The 21,819-nt window shown below is 59.8% G+C and carries 19 protein-coding genes; 13 read left to right on the top strand and 6 right to left on the bottom strand.

Annotation, left to right across the window (positions count from 1 at the left end; genetic code table 11):
• Positions 1 to 470 precede the first annotated feature (470 nt).
• The 13 genes from ACW9JC_RS19345 (at position 471) to nuoN (ending at position 15,410) form a co-directional block, all read left to right on the top strand.
• Positions 471 to 884: an NADH-quinone oxidoreductase subunit A gene (locus ACW9JC_RS19345; protein WP_077045930.1), complete on the top strand. Its 414-nt coding sequence runs from the start codon at positions 471 to 473 to the stop codon at positions 882 to 884.
• A gap of 10 nt (positions 885 to 894) precedes the next feature.
• On the top strand, positions 895 to 1,569 hold the full coding sequence (locus tag ACW9JC_RS19340) for a NuoB/complex I 20 kDa subunit family protein (RefSeq protein ID WP_046037844.1): 675 nt from the start codon (positions 895 to 897) through the stop codon (positions 1,567 to 1,569).
• A 73-nt stretch (positions 1,570 to 1,642) separates the two neighbouring features.
• Entirely contained in the window at positions 1,643 to 3,427 is a 1,785-nt protein-coding gene (nuoC, locus tag ACW9JC_RS19335; protein ID WP_338581884.1) for an NADH-quinone oxidoreductase subunit C/D, read from the top strand.
• 2 nt (positions 3,428 to 3,429) lie between these two features.
• Positions 3,430 to 3,927, top strand: a complete 498-nt coding sequence (gene nuoE, locus ACW9JC_RS19330) for an NADH-quinone oxidoreductase subunit NuoE (RefSeq protein ID WP_007981272.1) — start codon at positions 3,430 to 3,432, stop codon at positions 3,925 to 3,927.
• The gene (gene nuoF, locus ACW9JC_RS19325; RefSeq protein ID WP_095059544.1) at positions 3,924 to 5,279 is read left to right on the top strand and encodes an NADH-quinone oxidoreductase subunit NuoF; all 1,356 of its coding nucleotides are present in this window, start codon (positions 3,924 to 3,926) and stop codon (positions 5,277 to 5,279) included. The genes nuoE and nuoF overlap by 4 nt, the downstream gene beginning before the upstream one ends.
• Positions 5,280 to 5,416: 137 nt before the next feature.
• Positions 5,417 to 8,131 (top strand): NADH-quinone oxidoreductase subunit NuoG, encoded by a 2,715-nt coding sequence (gene nuoG, locus ACW9JC_RS19320; protein ID WP_457456883.1) that lies wholly within the window; start codon positions 5,417 to 5,419, stop codon positions 8,129 to 8,131.
• Positions 8,128 to 9,135 (top strand): NADH-quinone oxidoreductase subunit NuoH, encoded by a 1,008-nt coding sequence (gene nuoH, locus ACW9JC_RS19315; RefSeq protein WP_160390008.1) that lies wholly within the window; start codon positions 8,128 to 8,130, stop codon positions 9,133 to 9,135. Before nuoG ends, nuoH begins: the two co-directional genes overlap by 4 nt.
• 12 nt (positions 9,136 to 9,147) lie before the next feature.
• Positions 9,148 to 9,693: an NADH-quinone oxidoreductase subunit NuoI gene (gene nuoI, locus ACW9JC_RS19310; RefSeq protein WP_338581887.1), complete on the top strand. Its 546-nt coding sequence runs from the start codon at positions 9,148 to 9,150 to the stop codon at positions 9,691 to 9,693.
• Between the two features lie 9 nt (positions 9,694 to 9,702).
• Positions 9,703 to 10,206 carry an NADH-quinone oxidoreductase subunit J gene (gene nuoJ / locus ACW9JC_RS19305; protein ID WP_007970450.1) on the top strand — a complete coding sequence of 168 codons (504 nt, stop codon included), beginning with the start codon at positions 9,703 to 9,705 and terminating at the stop codon, positions 10,204 to 10,206.
• Between the two features lie 2 nt (positions 10,207 to 10,208).
• Positions 10,209 to 10,517, top strand: a complete 309-nt coding sequence (nuoK, locus tag ACW9JC_RS19300) for an NADH-quinone oxidoreductase subunit NuoK (RefSeq protein WP_007946416.1) — start codon at positions 10,209 to 10,211, stop codon at positions 10,515 to 10,517.
• Entirely contained in the window at positions 10,514 to 12,367 is a 1,854-nt protein-coding gene (gene nuoL, locus ACW9JC_RS19295; RefSeq protein ID WP_457456879.1) for an NADH-quinone oxidoreductase subunit L, read from the top strand. The genes nuoK and nuoL overlap by 4 nt, the downstream gene beginning before the upstream one ends.
• 39 nt (positions 12,368 to 12,406) lie before the next feature.
• Entirely contained in the window at positions 12,407 to 13,939 is a 1,533-nt protein-coding gene (gene nuoM, locus ACW9JC_RS19290; protein ID WP_457456877.1) for an NADH-quinone oxidoreductase subunit M, read from the top strand.
• Between the two features lie 7 nt (positions 13,940 to 13,946).
• Positions 13,947 to 15,410, top strand: a complete 1,464-nt coding sequence (gene nuoN / locus ACW9JC_RS19285) for an NADH-quinone oxidoreductase subunit NuoN (RefSeq protein ID WP_150701295.1) — start codon at positions 13,947 to 13,949, stop codon at positions 15,408 to 15,410.
• Between the two features lie 181 nt (positions 15,411 to 15,591).
• Here the strand turns inward: nuoN and ACW9JC_RS19280 are convergent, their stop codons facing one another.
• From ACW9JC_RS19280 to ACW9JC_RS19255, 6 genes are read right to left on the bottom strand one after another with little or no spacing between them, the layout of a single operon-like run.
• A complete protein-coding gene (locus ACW9JC_RS19280) occupies positions 15,592 to 17,334 on the bottom strand; it encodes an ABC transporter substrate-binding protein (protein ID WP_338581890.1) in 1,743 nt (580 codons plus the stop codon).
• Between the two features lie 47 nt (positions 17,335 to 17,381).
• Complete coding sequence (locus tag ACW9JC_RS19275; protein ID WP_056854889.1) at positions 17,382 to 17,654, bottom strand: DUF2160 domain-containing protein; 273 nt, start codon at positions 17,652 to 17,654, stop codon at positions 17,382 to 17,384.
• Positions 17,655 to 17,664: 10 nt separating this feature from the next.
• Positions 17,665 to 18,465, bottom strand: a complete 801-nt coding sequence (locus ACW9JC_RS19270) for a carbohydrate ABC transporter permease (RefSeq protein WP_046032508.1) — start codon at positions 18,463 to 18,465, stop codon at positions 17,665 to 17,667.
• A 7-nt stretch (positions 18,466 to 18,472) separates the two neighbouring features.
• Complete coding sequence (locus tag ACW9JC_RS19265; RefSeq protein ID WP_150701293.1) at positions 18,473 to 19,339, bottom strand: carbohydrate ABC transporter permease; 867 nt, start codon at positions 19,337 to 19,339, stop codon at positions 18,473 to 18,475.
• On the bottom strand, positions 19,336 to 20,451 hold the full coding sequence (locus ACW9JC_RS19260; RefSeq protein ID WP_338581893.1) for an ABC transporter ATP-binding protein: 1,116 nt from the start codon (positions 20,449 to 20,451) through the stop codon (positions 19,336 to 19,338). Before ACW9JC_RS19260 ends, ACW9JC_RS19265 begins: the two co-directional genes overlap by 4 nt.
• Positions 20,451 to 21,545 (bottom strand): ABC transporter ATP-binding protein, encoded by a 1,095-nt coding sequence (locus ACW9JC_RS19255; RefSeq protein ID WP_338581894.1) that lies wholly within the window; start codon positions 21,543 to 21,545, stop codon positions 20,451 to 20,453. Before ACW9JC_RS19255 ends, ACW9JC_RS19260 begins: the two co-directional genes overlap by 1 nt.
• Between the last annotated feature and the right edge of the window lie 274 nt (positions 21,546 to 21,819).

The following is a 21,819-nucleotide window of genomic DNA, read 5'->3' as shown; positions in this document are numbered from 1 at the left end:
AGGCAAGATCAAAAGATCGCAGCCTCGTTTCACTCGACAGCTCCTACAAGGGTCGTGGCACCCGACGAAAAACATTGATCCAGCTCGCCATCGCCACCCGAAAAATCCGCTAAAACCCAGCCCGCCGCTACTTGCAGTAACGCGCATATAAGACAACTTCCCAACTTCCCACAGGGCAAACAGTTTAAATCTCACGCCAAACAATATTGATTATCATTTAGCCACAACTATGTTCGTTACATTCCCTACAAAACATAATTGACGAAATGCCGGCTAATGCCCGCAGGCCAAGGGTTACAGGGCTTTGAGGGTACGTAATGTCCTTATTCCTATAAATAATTTCGCTATAGGAATTTTACTTGCCGGGTGTTTAGCCATAAAATCAGCGGGATTGATTGCTGCGACATATCGTCACTGCTTTGTTCTTTTTCAAGCTCAGAGACCTTTGCTCTCTGTTAAGGATTACCAGCATGCCCGAAGCGACAGGACTCATGGCCCACAACTGGGGCTTTGCCATTTTCCTTCTAGGCGTCATCGGCCTCTGTGCCTTTATGCTGGGCGTCTCCAGCCTCCTCGGGTCAAAAGCCTGGGGCCGCAGCAAAAACGAACCGTTCGAGTCCGGCATGCTACCTACAGGTGGCGCCCGCTTGCGGCTCTCAGCCAAATTCTATCTGGTCGCGATGTTGTTCGTGATCTTCGATATCGAAGCCCTCTTTCTCTTTGCATGGTCTGTGTCCGTCCGCGAAAGCGGCTGGACCGGATTCGTCGAAGCTCTCGTTTTCATAGCAATTCTGTTGGCAGGTCTTGTCTACCTATTCCGAGTGGGCGCCCTTGACTGGGCTCCGGAAGCTCGGCGCAAGCGGCAAGCGAAGCTGAAACAATGAGGCTTTGGCAATGCAATACAATCTCACCAGGATCGACCCCGATGCTCCTAACGAGCAGTATCCGATTGGCCAACGGGAAACCGTTTCCGATCCGTTAGAAGATCAAGTCCACAAAAACATTTTCATGGGCAAGCTCGAAGACGTGCTTAACGGCACGATCAACTGGGGGCGCAAGAACTCCCTGTGGCCGTATAACTTCGGTCTTTCGTGCTGCTATGTGGAAATGACCACCGCCTTCACGGCGCCCCACGACATCGCGCGCTTTGGCGCCGAGGTTATCCGGGCATCGCCGCGTCAGGCGGATTTCATGGTTATCGCCGGTACCTGCTTCATCAAGATGGCGCCGATCATTCAGCGTCTCTACGAGCAAATGCTCGAACCTAAATGGGTCATTTCCATGGGTTCGTGCGCCAACTCCGGTGGCATGTACGACATCTACTCTGTCGTTCAAGGGGTGGACAAGTTCCTGCCCGTGGACGTCTACGTGCCTGGCTGCCCGCCCCGTCCAGAAGCTTTTCTGCAAGGCTTGATGCTGTTGCAGGAGTCGATTGGCCAGGAGCGTCGCCCGCTTTCCTGGGTCGTTGGCGATCAAGGCGTGTATCGCGCCGAGATGCCTTCCGAAAAGGAAAAGCGCCGCGAACAGCGAATCGCAGTCACCAACCTGCGCAGCCCCGACGAAGTCTGATCCAGATCTGCTTCTTTAATAGAACGAGAAACTGGCTTCATTCTTTACGTTGACCGAAAGCGATAAAATAACCATGACTACAGGCAGTGCTCTGTACATCCCGCCTTACAAGGCAGACGACCAGGATGTGGTCGTCGAACTGAACAACCGTTTTGGCCCCGAGGCGTTCACCGCCCAGGCTACCCGCACCGGCATGCCGGTGCTTTGGGTTGCCCGCGCCAAACTCGTCGAAGTCCTGACTTTCCTGCGCAACCTGCCCAAGCCGTACGTCATGCTTTATGACCTGCACGGCGTGGACGAGCGACTGCGCACCAAGCGTCAAGGGCTGCCGAACGGCGTCGACTTCTCCGTGTTCTATCACTTGATGTCGATCGAACGTAATAGTGACGTCATGATCAAAGTCGCCTTGTCCGAGAGCGACCTCAGCCTGCCGACCGTCACCAGCATCTGGCCGAACGCCAACTGGTACGAGCGTGAAGTCTGGGACATGTACGGCATCGACTTCAAAGGCCACCCGCACCTGACGCGCATCATGATGCCGCCGACGTGGGAAGGTCACCCGCTGCGCAAGGACTTCCCGGCGCGCGCCACCGAGTTCGACCCGTTCACCCTGAACCTGGCCAAGCAGCAGCTCGAAGAAGAGTCCGCGCGCTTCAAGCCGGAAGACTGGGGCATGAAGCGTTCCGGCCCGAACGAGGACTACATGTTCCTCAACCTCGGTCCTAACCACCCTTCGGCGCACGGTGCGTTCCGCATCATCCTGCAGCTGGACGGTGAAGAGATCGTCGACTGCGTTCCGGACGTCGGCTACCACCACCGTGGTGCCGAGAAGATGGCCGAGCGTCAGTCCTGGCACAGCTTCATCCCGTACACCGACCGTATCGACTACCTCGGCGGCGTGATGAACAACCTGCCGTACGTGCTCTCGGTCGAGAAGCTGGCCGGCATCAAGGTGCCAGAGAAGGTCGACGTCATCCGCATCATGATGGCCGAGTTCTTCCGAATCACCAGCCACCTGCTGTTCCTGGGTACCTACATCCAGGACGTCGGCGCCATGACCCCGGTGTTCTTCACCTTCACCGACCGCCAGCGCGCGTACACGGTGATCGAAGCCATTACCGGTTTCCGTCTGCACCCGGCCTGGTACCGCATCGGTGGCGTCGCCCACGACCTGCCGCGCGGCTGGGAAAAGCTGGTTAAAGACTTCGTCGAGTGGATGCCAAAGCGTCTGGACGAATACCAGAAAGCCGCACTGGACAACAGCATCCTGCGTGGCCGGACCATCGGCGTCGCCGACTACAACACCAAGCAAGCCCTGGAATGGGGTGTCACCGGTGCTGGTCTGCGTTCGACCGGTTGCGATTTCGACCTGCGTAAGGCGCGCCCGTACTCGGGCTACGAGAACTTCGAATTCGAAGTGCCGCTGGCGGCCAATGGCGATGCCTACGACCGCTGCATCGTACGCGTCGAGGAGATGCGCCAGAGCATCAAGATCATCGAGCAGTGCATGCGCAACATGCCGGAAGGCCCGTACAAGGCGGATCACCCGCTGACCACGCCGCCGCCGAAAGAGCGCACCCTGCAGCACATCGAAACCTTGATCACGCACTTCCTGCAAGTTTCGTGGGGTCCGGTCATGCCGGCCAACGAATCCTTCCAGATGATCGAAGCGACCAAGGGCATCAACAGTTATTACCTGACGAGCGATGGCGGCACCATGAGCTACCGCACCCGGATTCGTACCCCAAGCTTCCCGCACCTGCAGCAGATCCCTTCGGTGATCAAAGGCAGCATGGTCGCGGACTTGATTGCGTACCTGGGTAGTATCGATTTCGTTATGGCCGACGTGGACCGCTAAGCATGAACAGCACGCTTATCCAGACAGACCGTTTCGCCCTGAGCGAAACCGAGCGCTCGGCCATCGAGCACGAGCTGCATCACTACGAAGACCCGCGCGCGGCGTCGATCGAAGCCCTGAAGATCGTCCAGAAGGAACGTGGCTGGGTGCCGGACGGCGCCTTGTACGCCATTGGCGAGATCCTCGGCATCCCGGCCAGCGACGTTGAAGGCGTGGCGACGTTCTATAGCCAGATCTTCCGTCAGCCAGTGGGCCGTCACATCATTCGCGTCTGCGACAGCATGGTCTGCTACATCGGCGGCCACGAGTCCGTGGTCAGCGAAATCCAGAGCAAACTCGGCATCGGCCTGGGTCAGACCACCACCGATGGTCGTTTCACCCTGCTGCCGGTCTGCTGCCTCGGCAACTGCGACAAGGCGCCGGCGTTGATGATCGACGACGACACTTTCGGTGATGTGCAGCCAGCAGGCGTTGCCAAATTGCTCGAGGGCTACGTATGACCCTGACTTCTTTCGGTCCAGCCAACCGCATCAAGCGTTCGGCCGAGACTCACCCGCTCACCTGGCGTCTGCGTGACGACGGCGAAGCCGTATGGCTCGACGAGTACCAGGCCAAGAACGGTTACGCCGCTGCGCGCAAAGCCTTCGCCGACATGGCTCAGGACGACATCGTCCAGACCGTGAAAGACGCCGGTCTTAAAGGTCGCGGCGGCGCAGGTTTCCCCACTGGCGTGAAGTGGGGCCTGATGCCCAAGGACGAATCCATCAACATCCGCTACCTGCTGTGCAACGCGGATGAAATGGAGCCGAACACCTGGAAAGACCGCATGCTGATGGAGCAACTGCCCCATCTGCTGATCGAAGGCATGCTGATCAGTGCCCGTGCACTGAAAACCTACCGTGGCTACATCTTCCTGCGTGGCGAATACACCACCGCCGCCAAGCACCTCAACCGTGCCGTGGAAGAAGCCAAGGCAGCGGGCCTGCTGGGCAAGAACATCCTGGGCAGCGGCTTCGATTTCGAGCTGTTCGTCCACACCGGCGCCGGGCGTTACATCTGCGGTGAAGAAACCGCACTGATCAACTCCCTCGAAGGCCGCCGCGCCAACCCGCGCTCCAAGCCGCCCTTCCCTGCCGCCGTTGGCGTGTGGGGCAAGCCGACTTGCGTGAACAACGTCGAGACCCTGTGCAACGTGCCGGCAATCATTGCCGACGGCGTGGACTGGTACAAATCGTTGGCTCGCGAAGGCAGCGAAGACATGGGCACCAAGCTCATGGGCTTCTCCGGCAAGGTCAAGAACCCGGGCCTGTGGGAACTGCCGTTCGGCGTCACCGGTCGCGAGTTGTTCGAAGACTATGCCGGTGGCATGCGCGACGGTTACAAGCTCAAGTGCTGGCAGCCTGGCGGCGCCGGTACCGGTTTCCTGTTGCCGGAACACCTGGACGCACAAATGTACGCCGGCGGCATCGCCAAAGTGGGCACCCGTATGGGTACCGGCCTGGCCATGGCGGTGGACGACAGCGTCAACATGGTGTCGCTGCTGCGCAACATGGAGCAGTTCTTCGCCCGCGAGTCCTGTGGTTTCTGCACCCCGTGCCGTGATGGCTTGCCATGGAGCGTCAAGCTCCTGATGGCCATCGAGAACGGTGAAGGTCAGCCAGGCGACATCGAGACCCTGCTGGGTCTGGTCGGTTTCCTCGGCCCAGGCAAGACCTTCTGTGCTCACGCACCGGGCGCCGTGGAGCCGTTGGGCAGCGCAATCAAATACTTCCGTCCAGAGTTCGAAGCCGGTATCGCGCCTGTCAGCGCCGCCGTCCCGCCTCTGGCAAGGCCGATCGTAGTCGGCGCGTAAACGCTTAAAAAAAGCGAAGGGTCCGTGCCCTTCGCTTTTCGTGTGATGACGCCTTTAACGGCTGTGTTGATTCACGCGGATAACAAGATTCCATTAGCCACGCCCGCTGACACCGGGCCAACGAAGAACTTTGAACCATGGCCACTATCCACGTAGACGGCAAAGCGCTCGAAGTCGATGGGGCAGACAACCTGTTACAGGCATGTCTGTCTCTGGGCCTCGATATTCCGTATTTCTGCTGGCACCCTGCCCTAGGCAGCGTTGGCGCTTGCCGCCAGTGCGCGGTCAAGCAGTACACCGACGAGAACGACACCCGTGGTCGTATCGTCATGTCTTGCATGACCCCTGCCACCGACAACACCTGGATCTCCATCGAAGATGAAGAATCCAAGGCCTTCCGCGCCAGTGTTGTCGAATGGCTGATGACCAACCACCCTCACGACTGCCCGGTCTGTGAAGAAGGCGGTCACTGCCACCTGCAAGACATGACGGTAATGACCGGCCACAACGAGCGCCGTTACCGCTTCACCAAGCGTACCCACCAGAACCAGCAACTGGGCCCGTTTATTTCCCACGAAATGAACCGCTGCATCGCTTGCTACCGCTGCGTGCGCTTCTATAAAGACTATGCCGGCGGCACCGACCTCGGCGTGTTCGGCGCCCACGACAACGTGTACTTCGGTCGCGTTGAAGACGGCACCCTGGAAAGCGAGTTCTCCGGCAACCTCACCGAGGTCTGCCCGACCGGTGTATTCACCGACAAGACTCACTCCGAGCGCTACAACCGCAAGTGGGACATGCAGTTCTCGCCGAGCATCTGCCATGGCTGCTCCAGCGGTTGCAACATCTCCCCGGGCGAACGTTACGGCGAACTGCGTCGCATCGAAAACCGTTTCAACGGTTCGGTGAACCAGTACTTCCTGTGCGACCGTGGCCGTTTCGGCTATGGCTACGTCAACCGCGAAGACCGCCCGCGTCAGCCATTGCTGGCGAACGGCACCAAGCTGAGCCTCGACGAAGCGCTGGATAAAGCCGCCGACCTGCTGCGCGGCCGCAACATCGTCGGTATCGGTTCGCCGCGCGCCAGCCTCGAAAGCAACTACGCGTTGCGTGAACTGGTCGGTGCCGAGCACTTCTATTCGGGTATCGAAGCTGCCGAACTGGAGCGCATCCGTCTGGTCCTGCAAGTGCTGAAAGACAGCCCGCTGCCAGTGCCGAACATGCGCGACATCGAAGACCACGACGCTGTGTTCGTCCTCGGTGAAGACCTGACCCAGACTGCTGCGCGCATGGCTTTGTCCCTGCGTCAATCGGTCAAGGGCAAGGCCGAAGACATGGCCGACGCCATGCGCGTCCAGCCTTGGCTCGACGCCGCGGTGAAGAACATCGGCCAGCACGCGCTGAACCCGTTGTTCATTGCCAGCCTGGCTGAAACCAAGCTCGACGACATCGCCGAAGAGTGCGTTCACGCCGCTCCCGACGATCTGGCCCGCATCGGTTTCGCCGTGGCTCACGCCCTCGACGCCAGCGCTCCAGCCGTTGAAGGCCTGGACGCTGAAGCCCTCGAACTGGCCAAGCGCATTGCCGACGCCCTGCTCGCGGCCAAGCGCCCACTGATCATCGCCGGTACTTCCCTGGGCTCCAAAGCCCTGATCGAAGCTGCTGCGAACATCGCCAAAGCCCTGAAGCTGCGCGAGAAGAACGGTTCCATCAGCCTGATCGTGCCAGAGGCCAACAGCCTCGGCCTGGCCATGCTCGGTGGCGAATCGGTCGACGCTGCGCTGCAAGCCGTGATCGATGGCAAGGCCGACGCCATCGTCGTGCTGGAAAACGATCTGTACACCCGTACCGACAAAGCCAAAGTTGATGCCGCTCTGACCGCCGCGAAAGTGCTGATCGTTGCCGACCATCAGAAGACTGCCACCAGCGATCGCGCGCATCTGGTCCTGCCAGCCGCCAGCTTCGCTGAAGGCGACGGTACTCTGGTCAGCCAGGAAGGCCGCGCCCAGCGCTTCTTCCAGGTTTTCGATCCGAAGTACATGGACGCGAGCATCCTGGTTCACGAAGGCTGGCGCTGGCTGCATGCCCTGCGCGCTACCCTGCTGAACCAGCCGATTGACTGGACCCAACTGGACCACGTCACCGCCGCTGTCGCAGACAGCACTTCGATCCTGAACCGCATTGTCGATGCCGCACCGTCCGCCGCGTTCCGCATCAAGGGTATGAAACTGGCCCGCGAACCGCTGCGTTACTCCGGTCGTACCGCCATGCGCGCTGACATCAGCGTGCATGAACCGCGTACCCCGCAGGACAAGGACACCGCGTTCGCCTTCTCGATGGAAGGTTACTCGGGTTCGGTTGAACCGCGTCAGCAAGTGCCATTCGCCTGGTCTCCGGGCTGGAACTCGCCGCAAGCCTGGAACAAGTTCCAGGACGAAGTCGGTGGTCACATCCGCGCTGGCGACCCGGGCACCCGCCTGATCGAAAGCACCGGTGACTCGCTGAACTGGTTCGCCAGCGTTCCGCGCGCGTTCAACCCGGCTCAGGGCACCTGGCAGGTCGTGCCGTTCTTCCACCTGTTCGGCAGCGAAGAGAACTCTTCGAAAGCCGCTCCGGTTCAAGAGCGCATTCCGGCTGCTTATGTTGCCCTGGCCAAGTCCGAAGCCGATCGCCTCGGTGTCAACGACGGCGCCATGCTGAGCCTGAACGTGGCTGGCCAGACCTTGCGTCTGCCGCTGCGTATCAATGAAGAACTGGGTGCAGGCCTGGTGGCATTGCCTGCGGGCATCGCCGGCATTCCACCAGCCATCTTTGGCAAATCCGTTGACGGTCTGCAGGAGGCAGCTCAATGACCTGGTTCACTCCTGAAGTGATCGACGTGATCATCGCGGTCCTCAAGGCCGTGGTGATTCTGCTCGCTGTGGTGGTTTGTGGCGCACTGCTCAGCTGGGTCGAGCGTCGTTTGCTCGCCCTCTGGCAGGACCGTTACGGTCCGAACCGCGTCGGCCCGTTCGGCGCGTTCCAGATCGCCGCCGACATGATCAAGATGTTCTTCAAGGAAGACTGGACGCCTCCATTCGCCGACAAGATGATCTTCACCCTGGCACCGGTAGTCGCCATGAGCGCCCTGCTGATTGCCTTCGCGATCATCCCGATCACCCCGACCTGGGGCGTGGCGGACCTGAACATCGGCATCCTGTTCTTCTTCGCCATGGCCGGTCTGTCGGTCTACGCGGTGTTGTTCGCCGGCTGGTCGAGTAACAACAAGTTCGCCCTGCTGGGCAGCTTGCGTGCCTCGGCGCAGACCGTGTCGTACGAAGTGTTCATGGGCCTGTCGCTGATGGGCATCGTGATCCAGGTCGGCTCGTTCAACATGCGTGACATCGTGGATTACCAGGCGCAGAACCTGTGGTTCATCATTCCGCAGATCTTCGGTTTCCTGACCTTCTTCATCGCTGGCGTGGCCGTGACTCACCGTCACCCGTTCGACCAGCCGGAAGCGGAACAGGAACTGGCCGACGGTTACCACATTGAATACGCCGGCATGAAATGGGGCATGTTCTTCGTCGGCGAGTACATCGGCATTGTGCTGATCTCGGCGCTGCTGGTGACCTTGTTCTTCGGTGGCTGGCACGGTCCGTTCGGCATCCTGCCGCAGATCCCGTTCATCTGGTTCGCACTGAAAACCGCGTTCTTCATCATGCTGTTCATCCTGCTGCGCGCCTCGATTCCGCGCCCACGGTATGACCAGGTGATGGATTTCAGCTGGAAGTTCTGCTTGCCGCTGACCCTCGTCAACATGCTGGTGACCGCTGCGATCGTGTTGCTCAACACGCCCGCCGTCGCGGCTCAGTGAGGATAGAGAATCATGAAGTACATATTTGACATCGTGCATGGCCTCTACACCCAGCTTCGCAGCCTGGTGATGATTTTCGGCCACGCCTTCCGCAAGCGCGACACGCTGCAGTACCCGGAAGAACCGGTCTACCTGCCGCCGCGCTACCGTGGCCGTATCGTCCTGACCCGCGACCCCGACGGCGAAGAGCGTTGTGTAGCCTGCAACCTGTGCGCCGTGGCATGCCCGGTCGGTTGCATCTCGCTGCAGAAAGCCGAAACCGACGACGGCCGCTGGTATCCGGAGTTTTTCCGTATCAACTTCTCGCGCTGCATTTTCTGCGGCCTCTGCGAGGAAGCCTGCCCGACCACCGCAATCCAGCTCACGCCGGATTTCGAAATGGCCGAGTTCAAACGTCAGGACCTGGTTTACGAGAAAGAAGATCTGCTGATCTCCGGCCCCGGCAAAAACCCTGATTACAACTTCTATCGTGTTGCAGGTATGGCGATTGCCGGGAAGCCGAAAGGCTCCGCGCAGAATGAAGCCGAACCGATCAACGTGAAGAGCTTGCTGCCTTAAGGAAGAAAGATGGAATTCGCTTTCTATTTCGCATCGGGTATCGCTGTGGTGTCCACGCTTCGCGTGATCACCAACACCAACCCTGTGCACGCCCTGCTCTACCTGATCATTTCGCTGATCGCCGTGGCGATGACGTTCTTCGCCCTCGGCGCACCGTTTGCCGGTGTCCTGGAAGTGATCGCCTACGCTGGCGCCATCATGGTGCTGTTCGTGTTCGTGGTGATGATGCTGAACCTTGGCCCGGCCTCGGTTCAGCAAGAGCGCGTCTGGCTCAAGCCCGGCATCTGGGGCGGCCCGGTCCTCCTCGCCGCGCTGCTGCTGGTGGAACTGCTGTATGTGCTGTTCTCCCACCAGACCGGTGAAGCCGTCGGCCACACCACCGTAGACGCCAAGGCCGTGGGCATCAGCCTGTTCGGTCCTTACTTGCTGGTGGTTGAACTCGCCTCGATGCTGCTGCTCGCCGCAGCCGTCACGGCGTTCCACTTGGGCCGCAACGAAGCCAAGGAGCAATGACGATGCCTGCTATCCCTATGGAGCATGGTCTGGCGGTCGCCGGCATCCTGTTCTGCCTCGGTCTGGTCGGCCTGATGGTCCGCCGCAACATTTTGTTTGTGTTGATGAGTCTTGAAGTGATGATGAACGCCTCTGCACTGGCCTTCATCGTTGCCGGTAGCCGTTGGGCGCAGCCGGATGGACAGATCATGTTCATCCTGGTGATCAGCCTGGCAGCCGCCGAGGCCAGTATCGGCCTGGCGATCCTGCTGCAACTGTATCGCCGCTTCCACACGCTCGATATCGACGCTGCCAGTGAGATGCGCGGATGAACCTACTCTTTCTGACTTTCGTATTCCCTCTTATTGGTTTCCTGCTGCTGTCGTTCTCCCGTGGACGCATCTCGGAAAACCTGGCTGCTCTGATCGGCGTGGGTTCCATCGGTCTGTCGGCAATCGTGACCGCCTACGTGATCTGGCAATTCAACGTCGCCCCGCCAGAAGGCGGTCACTACACCCAGGTGTTGTGGCAGTGGATGGCGGTTGAAGGCTTCACCCCGAACTTCGCGCTGTATCTGGACGGCCTGTCCGTGACCATGCTCGGCGTGGTCGTCGGCGTCGGCTTCCTGATCCACCTGTTCGCGTCCTGGTACATGCGCGGTGAAGCCGGTTACTCGCGCTTCTTCGCCTACACCAACCTGTTTATCGCGAGCATGCTGTTCCTGGTGCTGGGCGATAACCTGTTGTTCCTGTACTTCGGTTGGGAAGGCGTGGGCCTGTGCTCGTACCTGTTGATCGGTTTCTACTACAGCAACCGCAACAACGGTAACGCCGCACTCAAAGCCTTCATCGTGACTCGAATCGGTGACGTGTTCATGGCCATCGGCCTGTTCATTCTGTTTGCCCAACTGGGCACGCTGAACGTTCAGGAACTGCTGGTGCTGGCACCGCAGAAATTCCAGGCCGGCGACTTCTGGATGGTCATGGCTACCCTGATGCTGCTGGGCGGCGCTGTCGGTAAATCCGCGCAACTGCCGCTGCAAACCTGGCTGGCGGATGCGATGGCCGGTCCTACTCCGGTTTCGGCACTGATCCACGCTGCAACCATGGTGACCGCGGGCGTCTACCTGATCGCCCGTACCCACGGCCTGTTCACTCTGGCGCCGGAAATCCTGCACCTGGTCGGCATCGTCGGCGGCGTGACCCTGGTTCTGGCTGGCTTCGCGGCCCTGGTTCAGACCGACATCAAGCGTATCCTCGCCTACTCGACCATGAGCCAGATCGGCTACATGTTCCTGGCCTTGGGCGTTGGTGCCTGGGACGGCGCGATTTTCCACCTGATGACCCACGCCTTCTTCAAGGCGCTGCTGTTCCTTGCTTCCGGTGCGGTGATCGTTGCCTGCCACCACGAGCAGAACATCTTCAAGATGGGCGGTCTGTGGAAGAAGCTGCCACTGGCCTACGCCAGCTTCATCGTCGGCGGCGCGGCCCTGGCGGCCCTGCCTCTGGTGACCGCGGGCTTCTACTCCAAGGACGAAATCCTCTGGGAAGCGTTCGCCAGCGGCAACAACGGTCTGCTCTACGCAGGTCTGGTCGGCGCGTTCATGACCTCGCTGTACACCTTCCGCCTGATCTTCATCGCGTTCCACGGTGAAGCGAAGACCGAAGCCCACGCCGGTCACGGCATTGCCCACTGGCTGCCACTGTCGGTGCTGATCGTACTGTCGACTTTCATCGGCGCAATGATCGTTCCTCCGCTGCACGGTGTGCTGCCACAAAGCGTCGGCCATGCCGGCGGCGAAGCCAAGCACAGCCTGGAAATCGCGTCGGGCGCCATCGCCCTGGCCGGTATCCTGCTGGCCGCGCTGCTGTTCCTCGGCAAGCGTCGCTTCGTCACTGCCATCGCCAACAGCGGCATCGGTCGTTTCCTCTCGGCCTGGTGGTTCGCGGCCTGGGGCTTCGACTGGATCTACGACAAACTGTTCGTCAAGCCGTACCTGGCGATCAGCCACATGCTGCGCAAAGACCCGCTCGACCAGACCATCGGTCTGATCCCGCGCATGGCCAAAGGCGGTCACACCGCCCTGAGCCGTACCGAGACCGGTCAACTGCGTTGGTATGCCGCCTCGATGGCTGCTGGTGCCGTGCTGGTAATTGGCGCCGTCGTGCTGGTAGCGGTCTGATATGAACCTTGCGAATTTGCGAAAGGAAACGAGCCCGTCATGATTCTGCCTTGGCTAATCCTGATTCCCTTCATCGGCGGCCTGCTGTGCTGGATGGGTGAGCGCTTCGGCTCTACCCTCCCACGCTGGATTGCGCTGTTGACCATGTCCCTGGAACTCGCGCTCGGCCTCTGGCTGTGGGCCCACGGCGACTATTCATTTGCTCCGGCGCCTGGCGCCGATCCGACCTGGGTGATTGAGTTCAAGCACATCTGGATCCAGCGCTTCGGCATCAGCGTGCACCTGGCCCTCGATGGCCTGTCGCTGTTGATGATCCTGCTGACCGGTCTGCTGGGTGTCCTCTCGGTACTCTGCTCGTGGAAAGAGATTCAACGTCACGTTGGCTTCTTCCACCTGAACCTGATGTGGATCCTGGGCGGTGTCGTCGGCGTGTTCCTCGCCCTCGACCTGTTCATGTTCTTCTTCTTCTGGGAAATGATGCTGGTGCCGATGTACTTCCTCATCGCGCTCTGGGGTCACAGTTCTTCGGACGGCAAGAAAACCCGGATCTACGCGGCGACCAAGTTCTTCATCTTCACTCAGGCTTCCGGCCTGATCATGCTGGTGGCGATCCTCGGTCTGGTACTGGTCAACTTCAACGAAACCGGCGTGATTACCTTCAACTACGCCGACCTGTTGAAAACCAAGATGTCGATGACCACCGAGTACATCCTGATGCTCGGCTTCTTCATCGCCTTCGCGGTCAAGCTGCCGGTCGTACCGTTCCACTCCTGGTTGCCTGACGCTCACGCCCAGGCGCCGACCGCGGGTTCCGTCGACCTCGCCGGTATCTTGCTGAAAACCGCTGCCTACGGCCTGCTGCGTTTCGCCCTGCCGCTGTTCCCGAACGCTTCGGCCGAGTTCGCGCCGATCGCCATGACCCTGGGTCTGATCGGGATCTTCTACGGTGCGTTCCTGGCGTTCGCGCAAACCGACATCAAGCGTCTGATTGCCTTCTCGTCCGTTTCCCACATGGGCTTCGTACTGATCGGCATCTACTCCGGCAGCCAACTGGCGCTGCAAGGCGCTGTGATGCAGATGCTGGCGCACGGTCTGTCGGCCGCGGCACTCTTTATCCTGAGTGGCCAGTTGTACGAACGCACCCACACCCGCGACATGCGTGAAATGGGTGGCCTGTGGTCGAAGATCGCTTACCTGCCGGCCCTCAGCCTGTTCTTCGCAGCCGCGTCCCTGGGCTTGCCGGGTACCGGTAACTTCGTCGGTGAGTTCCTGATCCTGATCGGCACCTTCCCTGCTGCGCCGTTGGTCACCATCATCGCGACGTCCGGCCTGGTGTTCGGTTCGGTCTACTCGCTGATCATGATCCACCGCGCGTACTTCGGCCCGGCCAAATCGGACGCGGTACTGCATGGCATGGACGGTCGCGAACTGATCATGGTGGTCGGGCTGGCTGCACTGCTGATCTACCTCGGCGTGTACCCACAACCGTTCCTCGATACCTCTGCCGCGACGATGCATGGCGTGCAGCAGTGGCTCGGCACCGCCTTCACTCAACTCGCTTCGGCCCGGTAAGAGCGCTATGGAATTCACGACTCAACACTTTATCGCGCTAGCGCCGCTGTTGATTACCAGCCTCACCATTATCGTGGTGATGCTGGCAATCGCCTGGCGCCGCAACCACTCGCAGACCTTCCTGATTTCCGTGGCGGGTTTGAACCTGGCTTTGCTGTCGATCCTGCCAGCCTTGAAAGTCGCGCCATTGGCTGTGACGCCATTGCTGCAAATCGATACCTTTGCCTGCCTGTACATGGCGCTGATCCTGGTCGCCACCCTCGCCTGTGTGACCCTCGCCCACGCCTACCTCGGCGATGGCGGTTCGGGTTACCCGGGCAACCGTGAAGAACTGTACCTGCTGATCCTGATGGCCGCCGCCGGTGGCCTGGTTCTGGTCAGCGCGCAGCACCTGGCCGGGTTGTTCATCGGTCTGGAACTGCTGTCGGTGCCGGTCTACGGTCTGGTGGCCTACGCCTTCTTCAACAAGCGTTCCCTGGAAGCCGGCATCAAGTACATGGTGCTGTCGGCGGCCGGCTCGGCATTCCTGTTATTCGGTATGGCGCTGTTGTACGCAGACTCGGGCTCCCTGAGCTTCGTCGGCATCGGTCAGGCGCTGGCGGCTACTGGCCTACCAAGCTCGCTGGCGCAACTGGGCCTGGGCATGATGCTGATCGGTCTGGCGTTCAAGCTGTCGCTGGTACCGTTCCACCTCTGGACGCCGGACGTTTACGAAGGTGCTCCGGCGCCGGTTGCAGCGTTCCTCGCTACCGCGTCCAAGGTTGCTGTGTTCGCGGTGATGGTGCGTCTGTTCCAGATCTCGCCAGCGGCAAGCAGCGGTGTGCTGAGCGACGTGCTGACCATCATCGCCATTGCGTCGATCCTGTTCGGTAACCTGCTGGCACTGACCCAGAGCAACCTCAAGCGTCTGCTGGGTTACTCGTCCATCGCCCACTTCGGTTACCTGCTGATCGCCCTGGTGGCGAGCAAGGGTCTGGCCGTGGAAGCCATCGGCGTGTACCTGGTCACTTACGTGATCACCAGCCTCGGTGCTTTCGGCGTAATCACCCTGATGTCCTCGCCGTACAACGGCCGTGACGCGGACGCCCTGTACGAATACCGCGGCCTGTTCTGGCGCCGTCCGTACCTGACCGCCGTACTGACCGTGATGATGCTGTCTCTGGCTGGTATCCCGCTGACCGCTGGCTTCATCGGCAAGTTCTACATCATCGCCACCGGTGTCGAATCGCACCAATGGTGGCTGGTCGGCTCGCTGGTACTGGGCAGCGCCATCGGCGTGTTCTACTACCTGCGCGTCATGGTCACCCTGTACCTGATCGAACCGAACCTGCGTCGCCACGATGCGCAACTGCACTGGGAACAGAAAGCAGGCGGCGTGATGCTGCTGGCCATCGCCCTGGTCGCGTTCTTCCTCGGCGTCTACCCACAACCGCTGCTGAACCTGGTTCAGCAATCGGGCCTGGCGGGTTGATCGCTTAAGCAATATTCGGTAGTCAACAGAAACGGCACCTTCGGGTGCCGTTTTTGTTTTTGTGGGATTTGTGTTCGGTCATTGGTAATCGGTATCAGGGCTGGCCTGCTCGCGATAGCGATAGATCAGGCACAAAAGAAAACGGCACCTTACGGTGCCGTTCGCTTCTTACAAGTCAGCCTTACTTACGCGCCGCCTCCCACGATTTCAGCAGTTCGGCGTAGCTTACGGTCTCGCCTTTAGGCTTCTCGTTCGCCAGTTTCGGCTTCGGTGCGCCCGGTTGGTCGAACCAGTATTGCGCATCGCGCTCAGGGTTCATTTTCGGGGCGCAGGTGGCTTGGGCCTTGGAGCGTTCCAGGCGGGACATGATGGCGTCCTGATCCTTGGCCAGACCGTCGAGTGCCTCTTGCGGGGTTTTCTCGCCGCTGGCGGCTTCAGCAATGTGGCTCCACCACAACTGCGCGAGGCGAGGATAATCCGGCACGTTGGTCCCGGTCGGGGTCCATTGCACGCGGGCCGGGCTGCGGTAGAACTCCACCAGGCCACCAAGTTTCGGCGCCAGGTCGGTCATCGCTTGCGAGTTGATGTCCGACTCGCGGATCGGCGTCAGGCCAACGATGGTTTTCTTCAGCGAAACGGTTTTCGAGGTTACGAACTGCGCGTACAGCCAGGCAGCCAGTTTCTGTTTCTCAGGCGTGGACTTCATGAACGTCCACGAACCCACGTCCTGATAGCCCAGTTTCATCCCCTCTTCCCAGTACGGCCCACGCGGCGACGGCGCCATGCGCCATTTCGGCGTGCCATCGGCGTTCATCACTGCCAGGCCCGGTTTGGTCATGTCGGCGGTGAACGCGGTGTACCAGAAGATCTGCTGGGCGATGTTGCCCTGCGACGGCACTGGACCCGATTCGGAGAAGGTCATGCCCGCCGCTTCCGGTGGCGCGTATTTCTTCATCCAGTCCACGTACTTCGTGGTAGCGAACACGGCCGCCGGGCCGTTGGTGTCGCCGCCACGGGTCACGCTGGAACCCACCGGATGGCAATCCTCGACGCGGATACCCCATTCGTCCACCGGCAAGCCGTTCGGCAAGCCCTTGTCACCGCCACCAGCCATGGAGAACCAGGCATCGGTGAAGCGCCAGCCGAGAGAAGGGTCTTTCTTGCCGTAGTCCATGTGCCCGTAAACACGCTTGCCGTCGATTTCCTTGACGTCTTCGGTGAAGAACTTGGCGATGTCTTCATAGGCCGACCAGTTCACCGGTACGCCCAACTCGTAGCCGTACTTTTCCTTGAACTTGGCTTTCAGGTCCGCACGCTCGAACCAGTCAGCACGGAACCAGTACAGGTTGGCGAACTGCTGGTCAGGCAATTGATAGATCTTGCCGTCCGGTGCGGTGGTGAACGAGATGCCGATGAAGTCCTTGATGTCGAGGGTCGGCGAAGTGAAGTTCTTGCCTTCGTTGGCCATCAAGTCGGTGATCGATTCGGTCTTGCCGTAGCGGAAGTGCGTACCGATCAGGTCCGAGTCGTTGACCCAGCCGTCATAGATGTTCTTGTCCGACTGCATCTGGGTCTGCAGTTTTTCAACCACGTCGCCTTCCTGCAGCAGGTCGTGGGTCAGTTTGATCCCGGTGATCTCGCTGAACGCCTTGGCCAGCACCTTGGATTCATACTCGTGGGTGGCGATGGTTTCCGATACAACCTTGATGCTCATCCCGCGAAACGGTTCAGCCGCCTTGATGAACCACTTCAGCTCTTCGAGTTGCTGATCGGCCGTCAGGGTGGACGGCTTGAATTCAGCGCCGATCCATTTCTTCGCGGCATCTTCGTAGGCATCGGCCCAGGCCGAAGCGCTCAAACCGCTGAGTGCCAGCATGGCTGCCAATGAAATGCTATGTCGCAGCTTATTGTTTTTGTCGAACATAGAGACCTCCTTATTGAATTTCGGAGCAACATTGCCGAGCGATTCGACTAGCCCCAACGCATCACAGCCAACAGCCACACCAGGGACAACGCGAACGCTACCCAGATGCTCCAGTCGGTGACGCCAATTACCAGCAAATGCAGGTAGGCGCTGCCGAGAAGACCGATAAACAACCGATCGCCACGGGTGGTGGCAATCGGCAAAAAACCACGCCGAAGAACACTCGGCGAGCGCAACTCCCAGGTCGTCATACCGACCAGAATCAAGCCGATCACACCAAAGAATGCCGCCGTCGGGACGGTCCAGCTCATCCATTCCATCATCAGCTCCTCATACCCGGCCCAGGGCAAAGCCCTTGGCCACGTGGTTGCGAACAAACCAGATCACCAGCATGCCCGGCAGGATGGTCAACACCCCCGCCGCCGCTAGCACGCCCCAGTCGATACCGGACGCCGAGACCGTGCGCGTCATGACCGCTGCAATGGGTTTGGCGTTCACCGAGGTCAGCGTTCGCGCCAGCAGCAGTTCGACCCAGGAAAACATGAAGCAGAAAAACGCCGTGACACCAATGCCGGAGCCGATCAGCGGGATGAAGATTTTCACGAAGAACTTGGGGAAACTGTAGCCGTCGATGTAGGCGGTTTCGTCGATTTCCTTGGGCACGCCGGACATGAAGCCTTCCAGAATCCACACCGCCAACGGCACGTTGAACAAGCAATGCGCCAGAGCCACGGCAATGTGCGTGTCGAACAAGCCGATCGACGAATACAACTGGAAGAACGGCAGCAGGAACACCGCCGGTGGTGCCATGCGGTTGGTCAGCAGCCAGAAGAACAGGTGCTTGTCGCCGAGGAAACGATAGCGCGAGAACGCATACGCCGCCGGCAACGCCACGCTCAGGGAAATCACCGTGTTCAGGCTCACGTAGTACAGCGAGTTGAGGTAACCGGTGTACCAGGCCGGATCAGTGAAGATCACCTTGTAGTTGTGGAAGGTGAAATCCTGGGGAAACAGCGTCAGGCCGCCGAGGATTTCGGTGTTGCTCTTGAAGGACATGTTCAGCAGCCAGTAGATCGGCACCAGCAGGAACAGGATGTAGATCAGCAGTGGTATCAGCTTTCTCTTGCTCATGATGGCCTCAGCGGTTGGCGTCAGAGTGAGTCATGGCGGTGTAGAACAGCCAGGACACCAACAGGATGATCAGGAAGTACACCAGCGAGAACGCTGCCGCCGGCCCCAGGTCGAACTGCCCGATCGCCATCTGCGTCAGGGTCTGGCTGAGGAAGGTCGTGGCATTTCCCGGCCCGCCGCCGGTGAGCACGAACGGCTCGGTGTAGATCATGAAACTGTCCATGAAACGCAGCATCACCGCGATCAACAGCACACTCTTGAGCTTGGGCAGCTGGATGTGCCGGAACACCGCCCAGGCCGAGGCCCGGTCAATCCGCGCCGCCTGGTAGTACACATCCGGAATCGCCCGCAACCCGGAGAAGCACAACAGCGCCACCAGCGAGGTCCAGTGCCAGACGTCCATCACCAGCACGGTGACCCAGGCGTCCATGGTGTTGGCCGCATAGTTGTAGCTGATGCCCATGGCGTTGAGGGTCGAACCGAGCAGGCCGATGTCGGCCCGGCCGAAGATCTGCCAGATGGTGCCGACCACGTTCCACGGGATCAGCAGCGGAATCGCCAGGATGATCAACACCACCGACGACCATCGGCCCTTGGTCGGCATGGTCAGCGCAATTGCGATCCCCAGCGGAATTTCGATCAGCAGCACGCAGGCCGAATAGATGAACTGACGCAACAGCGAGTCGTGCAGGCGCGGGTCCAGCAGCACCTGCTTGTACCAGTCGGCACCGACGAAATAGCGGCTGGACTGGTCGAAGATGTCCTGCACCGAATAGTTGACCACGGTCATCATCGGGATCACCGCACTGAACGCCACCAGCAAAAACACCGGTAACACCAGCCACCAGGCCTTGTTGTTCTGCACCTTGTTCATGGCTGCACCTCATGGTTGGCCTGGGCTTCCAGCAGGAATTCGTCGGCGTAGACCATCAGCCATTGCGCCGGAAAACTGATGTAGGCCGTGCCTTCGGGCACCGGTTTGTCTTCGGCCAGGCGCACTTTCAGCGGAGCACCGTCGAGGTTCAGGGTCATGATCTTGTAGGTGCCGAGGTCTTCGACGTGTACGACCTGTGCCCGCATCGCGTCATCAAACGGCTCGTCCCAGACATGCACGAACTCCGGTCGAATACCGACTTTCAGGGTTTTCCATTCAGACTCGGCGATGCGTTTCTGCATGGCCTCGGACAACGGCAAATGAGTCGAAGCGAAACCGACACCACCCGGTTGCGGCTGCACCTCGATCAGGTTCATCCCCGGACTGCCGATGAAGTAGCCGACAAAGGTGTGGCTCGGCCGCTCGAACAATTCCCGGGGTGTGCCGAACTGCACGATCTGCCCGCCGTACATCACCGCGATTTTGTCGGCGAAGGTCGAGGCCTCCAGTTGATCGTGGGTGACGTAGACCATGGTGATGTTGAACTGCTCGTGGATCTGCTTGAGCTTGCGCCGCAGCTTCCACTTCAGGTGCGGGTCGATCACTGTCAGCGGCTCGTCGAAGAGGATCGCCGACACGTCATCGCGTACCAGCCCACGGCCCATGGAGACTTTCTGTTTCTCGTCGGCGGTGAGGTTGCGGGCTTTTTTGCTGAGCAGGTTCTGCAGGTCGAGGACTTCGGCGATTTCCTGCACCTTGGTGTGAACTTTCGCCTCGGCCATGCCCTGATTGCGCAACGGGAAGGCCAGGTTGTCGAACACCGTCATGGTGTCGTAGACCACCGGAAACTGGAAAACCTGGGCGATGTTGCGCTTCTCCGGGGTCAGGTTATTGACCGCTTTGCCGTCGAACAGCACATGGCCCTGGGACGGGCTGAGCAACCCGGAAATGATGTTGAGCAAGGTCGACTTGCCGCAGCCCGACGGGCCGAGCAAGGCATAGGCACCGCCCTGTTCCCAGATGTGGTCCATCTCGCGGATCGCGTAATCCTCCGGACCACTCGGTGTGCTGGTGTAGCTGTGGGCGAGGTTCTGCAAACGGATTTCGGCCATCAGGCAACCCTCGCGATGCGCCGGCCCGGCGCCTGGACGAGCCGCCCCTGCGCATCGAACACAAACAGTTTATGAGTCGGGATGTAGATGCGGATCGGCGCATCGACGTCGTATTCGTGAACGCCGGGCAAGTGCAGCACCAACAGGAAGTGTTCGTTGCGCACGTGCAGGAAGGTTTCCGAGCCGCTGATTTCCGCGACTTCCACGGTCACCGCCAATTCGAGGTCATCGTCGTTGCTCGGCACCAGCGAGATGTGGCTGGGGCGCACGCCGAAGCGGAATTCGCCCTCGCCTACCGGACGCAAATCGACGTTCAACGGGAAGTGCACGAAATTGGCGAAGCTCACTTCGTTACCGGCAATGCGTCCGGGCATCAGGTTGATCGGCGGCTCGGAAAACAGCTCCGCCGCCAGCACGGTCTGCGGCTGGTGATACACCTCGGACGACTTGCCACTCTGGATCACCCGGCCTTCATGCAGGATGGTCGTAGTCCCGCCCAGGGCCAGGGCTTCGTTGGGTTCGGTGGTGGCGTAGATCGCGATAGTGTGGCGCGCCTTGAACAGCTCGCGCATTTCCTGGCGCAGTTCTTCGCGCAGCTTGTAGTCGAGGTTGACCAGCGGCTCGTCGAACAGGATCAGTTCGGCGTCCTTGACCAGCGCGCGGGCCATGGCCGTGCGTTGTTGCTGACCACCGGAAAGTTCGAGGGGATAGCGCTTGAGGAATTTCTCGATGCGCAGCATCTTCGCGGTTTCCAGCACTTTGCTCTGGATCAGCTCATTGGACACACCGGCCTGGCGCAGCGGCGAGGCGATGTTCTCGAAGACGGTCATGGTCGGGTAATTGATGAACTGCTGATAGACCATCGACACGTTGCGCAGGCGCACCGGGCGTTGCGTGACATCGACGCCATTCATCAGGATGCGGCCGCTGTCGGGCTTGTCCAGCCCGGCCATCAGACGCATGAGACTGGTTTTGCCGGACAGCGTGCGCCCGAGCAAAACGTTGAAGGATCCGGGTTCGAAACTGAGGCACGCATCGTCAATCCAGGTCTGGCCCTCGACGGTGCGGCTGACATGCTCCAGGGTTAATGACATGGCTCGGCCTTTTTTATTTTTGGAATCAAGCGACCGGAGCACTAGAGCGACTTTCGTGCCAGAAAATTCAAGTTGTTGATTTACGTAGAAAACCCTGGAAAACGAGGTAAGCCGACATTCGTTGCTGAACACAAATGAACAATCACAAATGAACAATTGAACAGTTCACCCATTGACAGTGAACAATAGTGAACAACAATCTATGGACTGTTCACGGCCCCTGTAGGAGCTGCCGCAGGCTGCGATCTTTTGATCTTGTTTGTGAAAGCAAAAT

The organism is Pseudomonas sp. SDO5591_S426, assembly GCF_054070755.1.
This window is presented reverse-complemented; position numbering and strand designations above follow the sequence as displayed.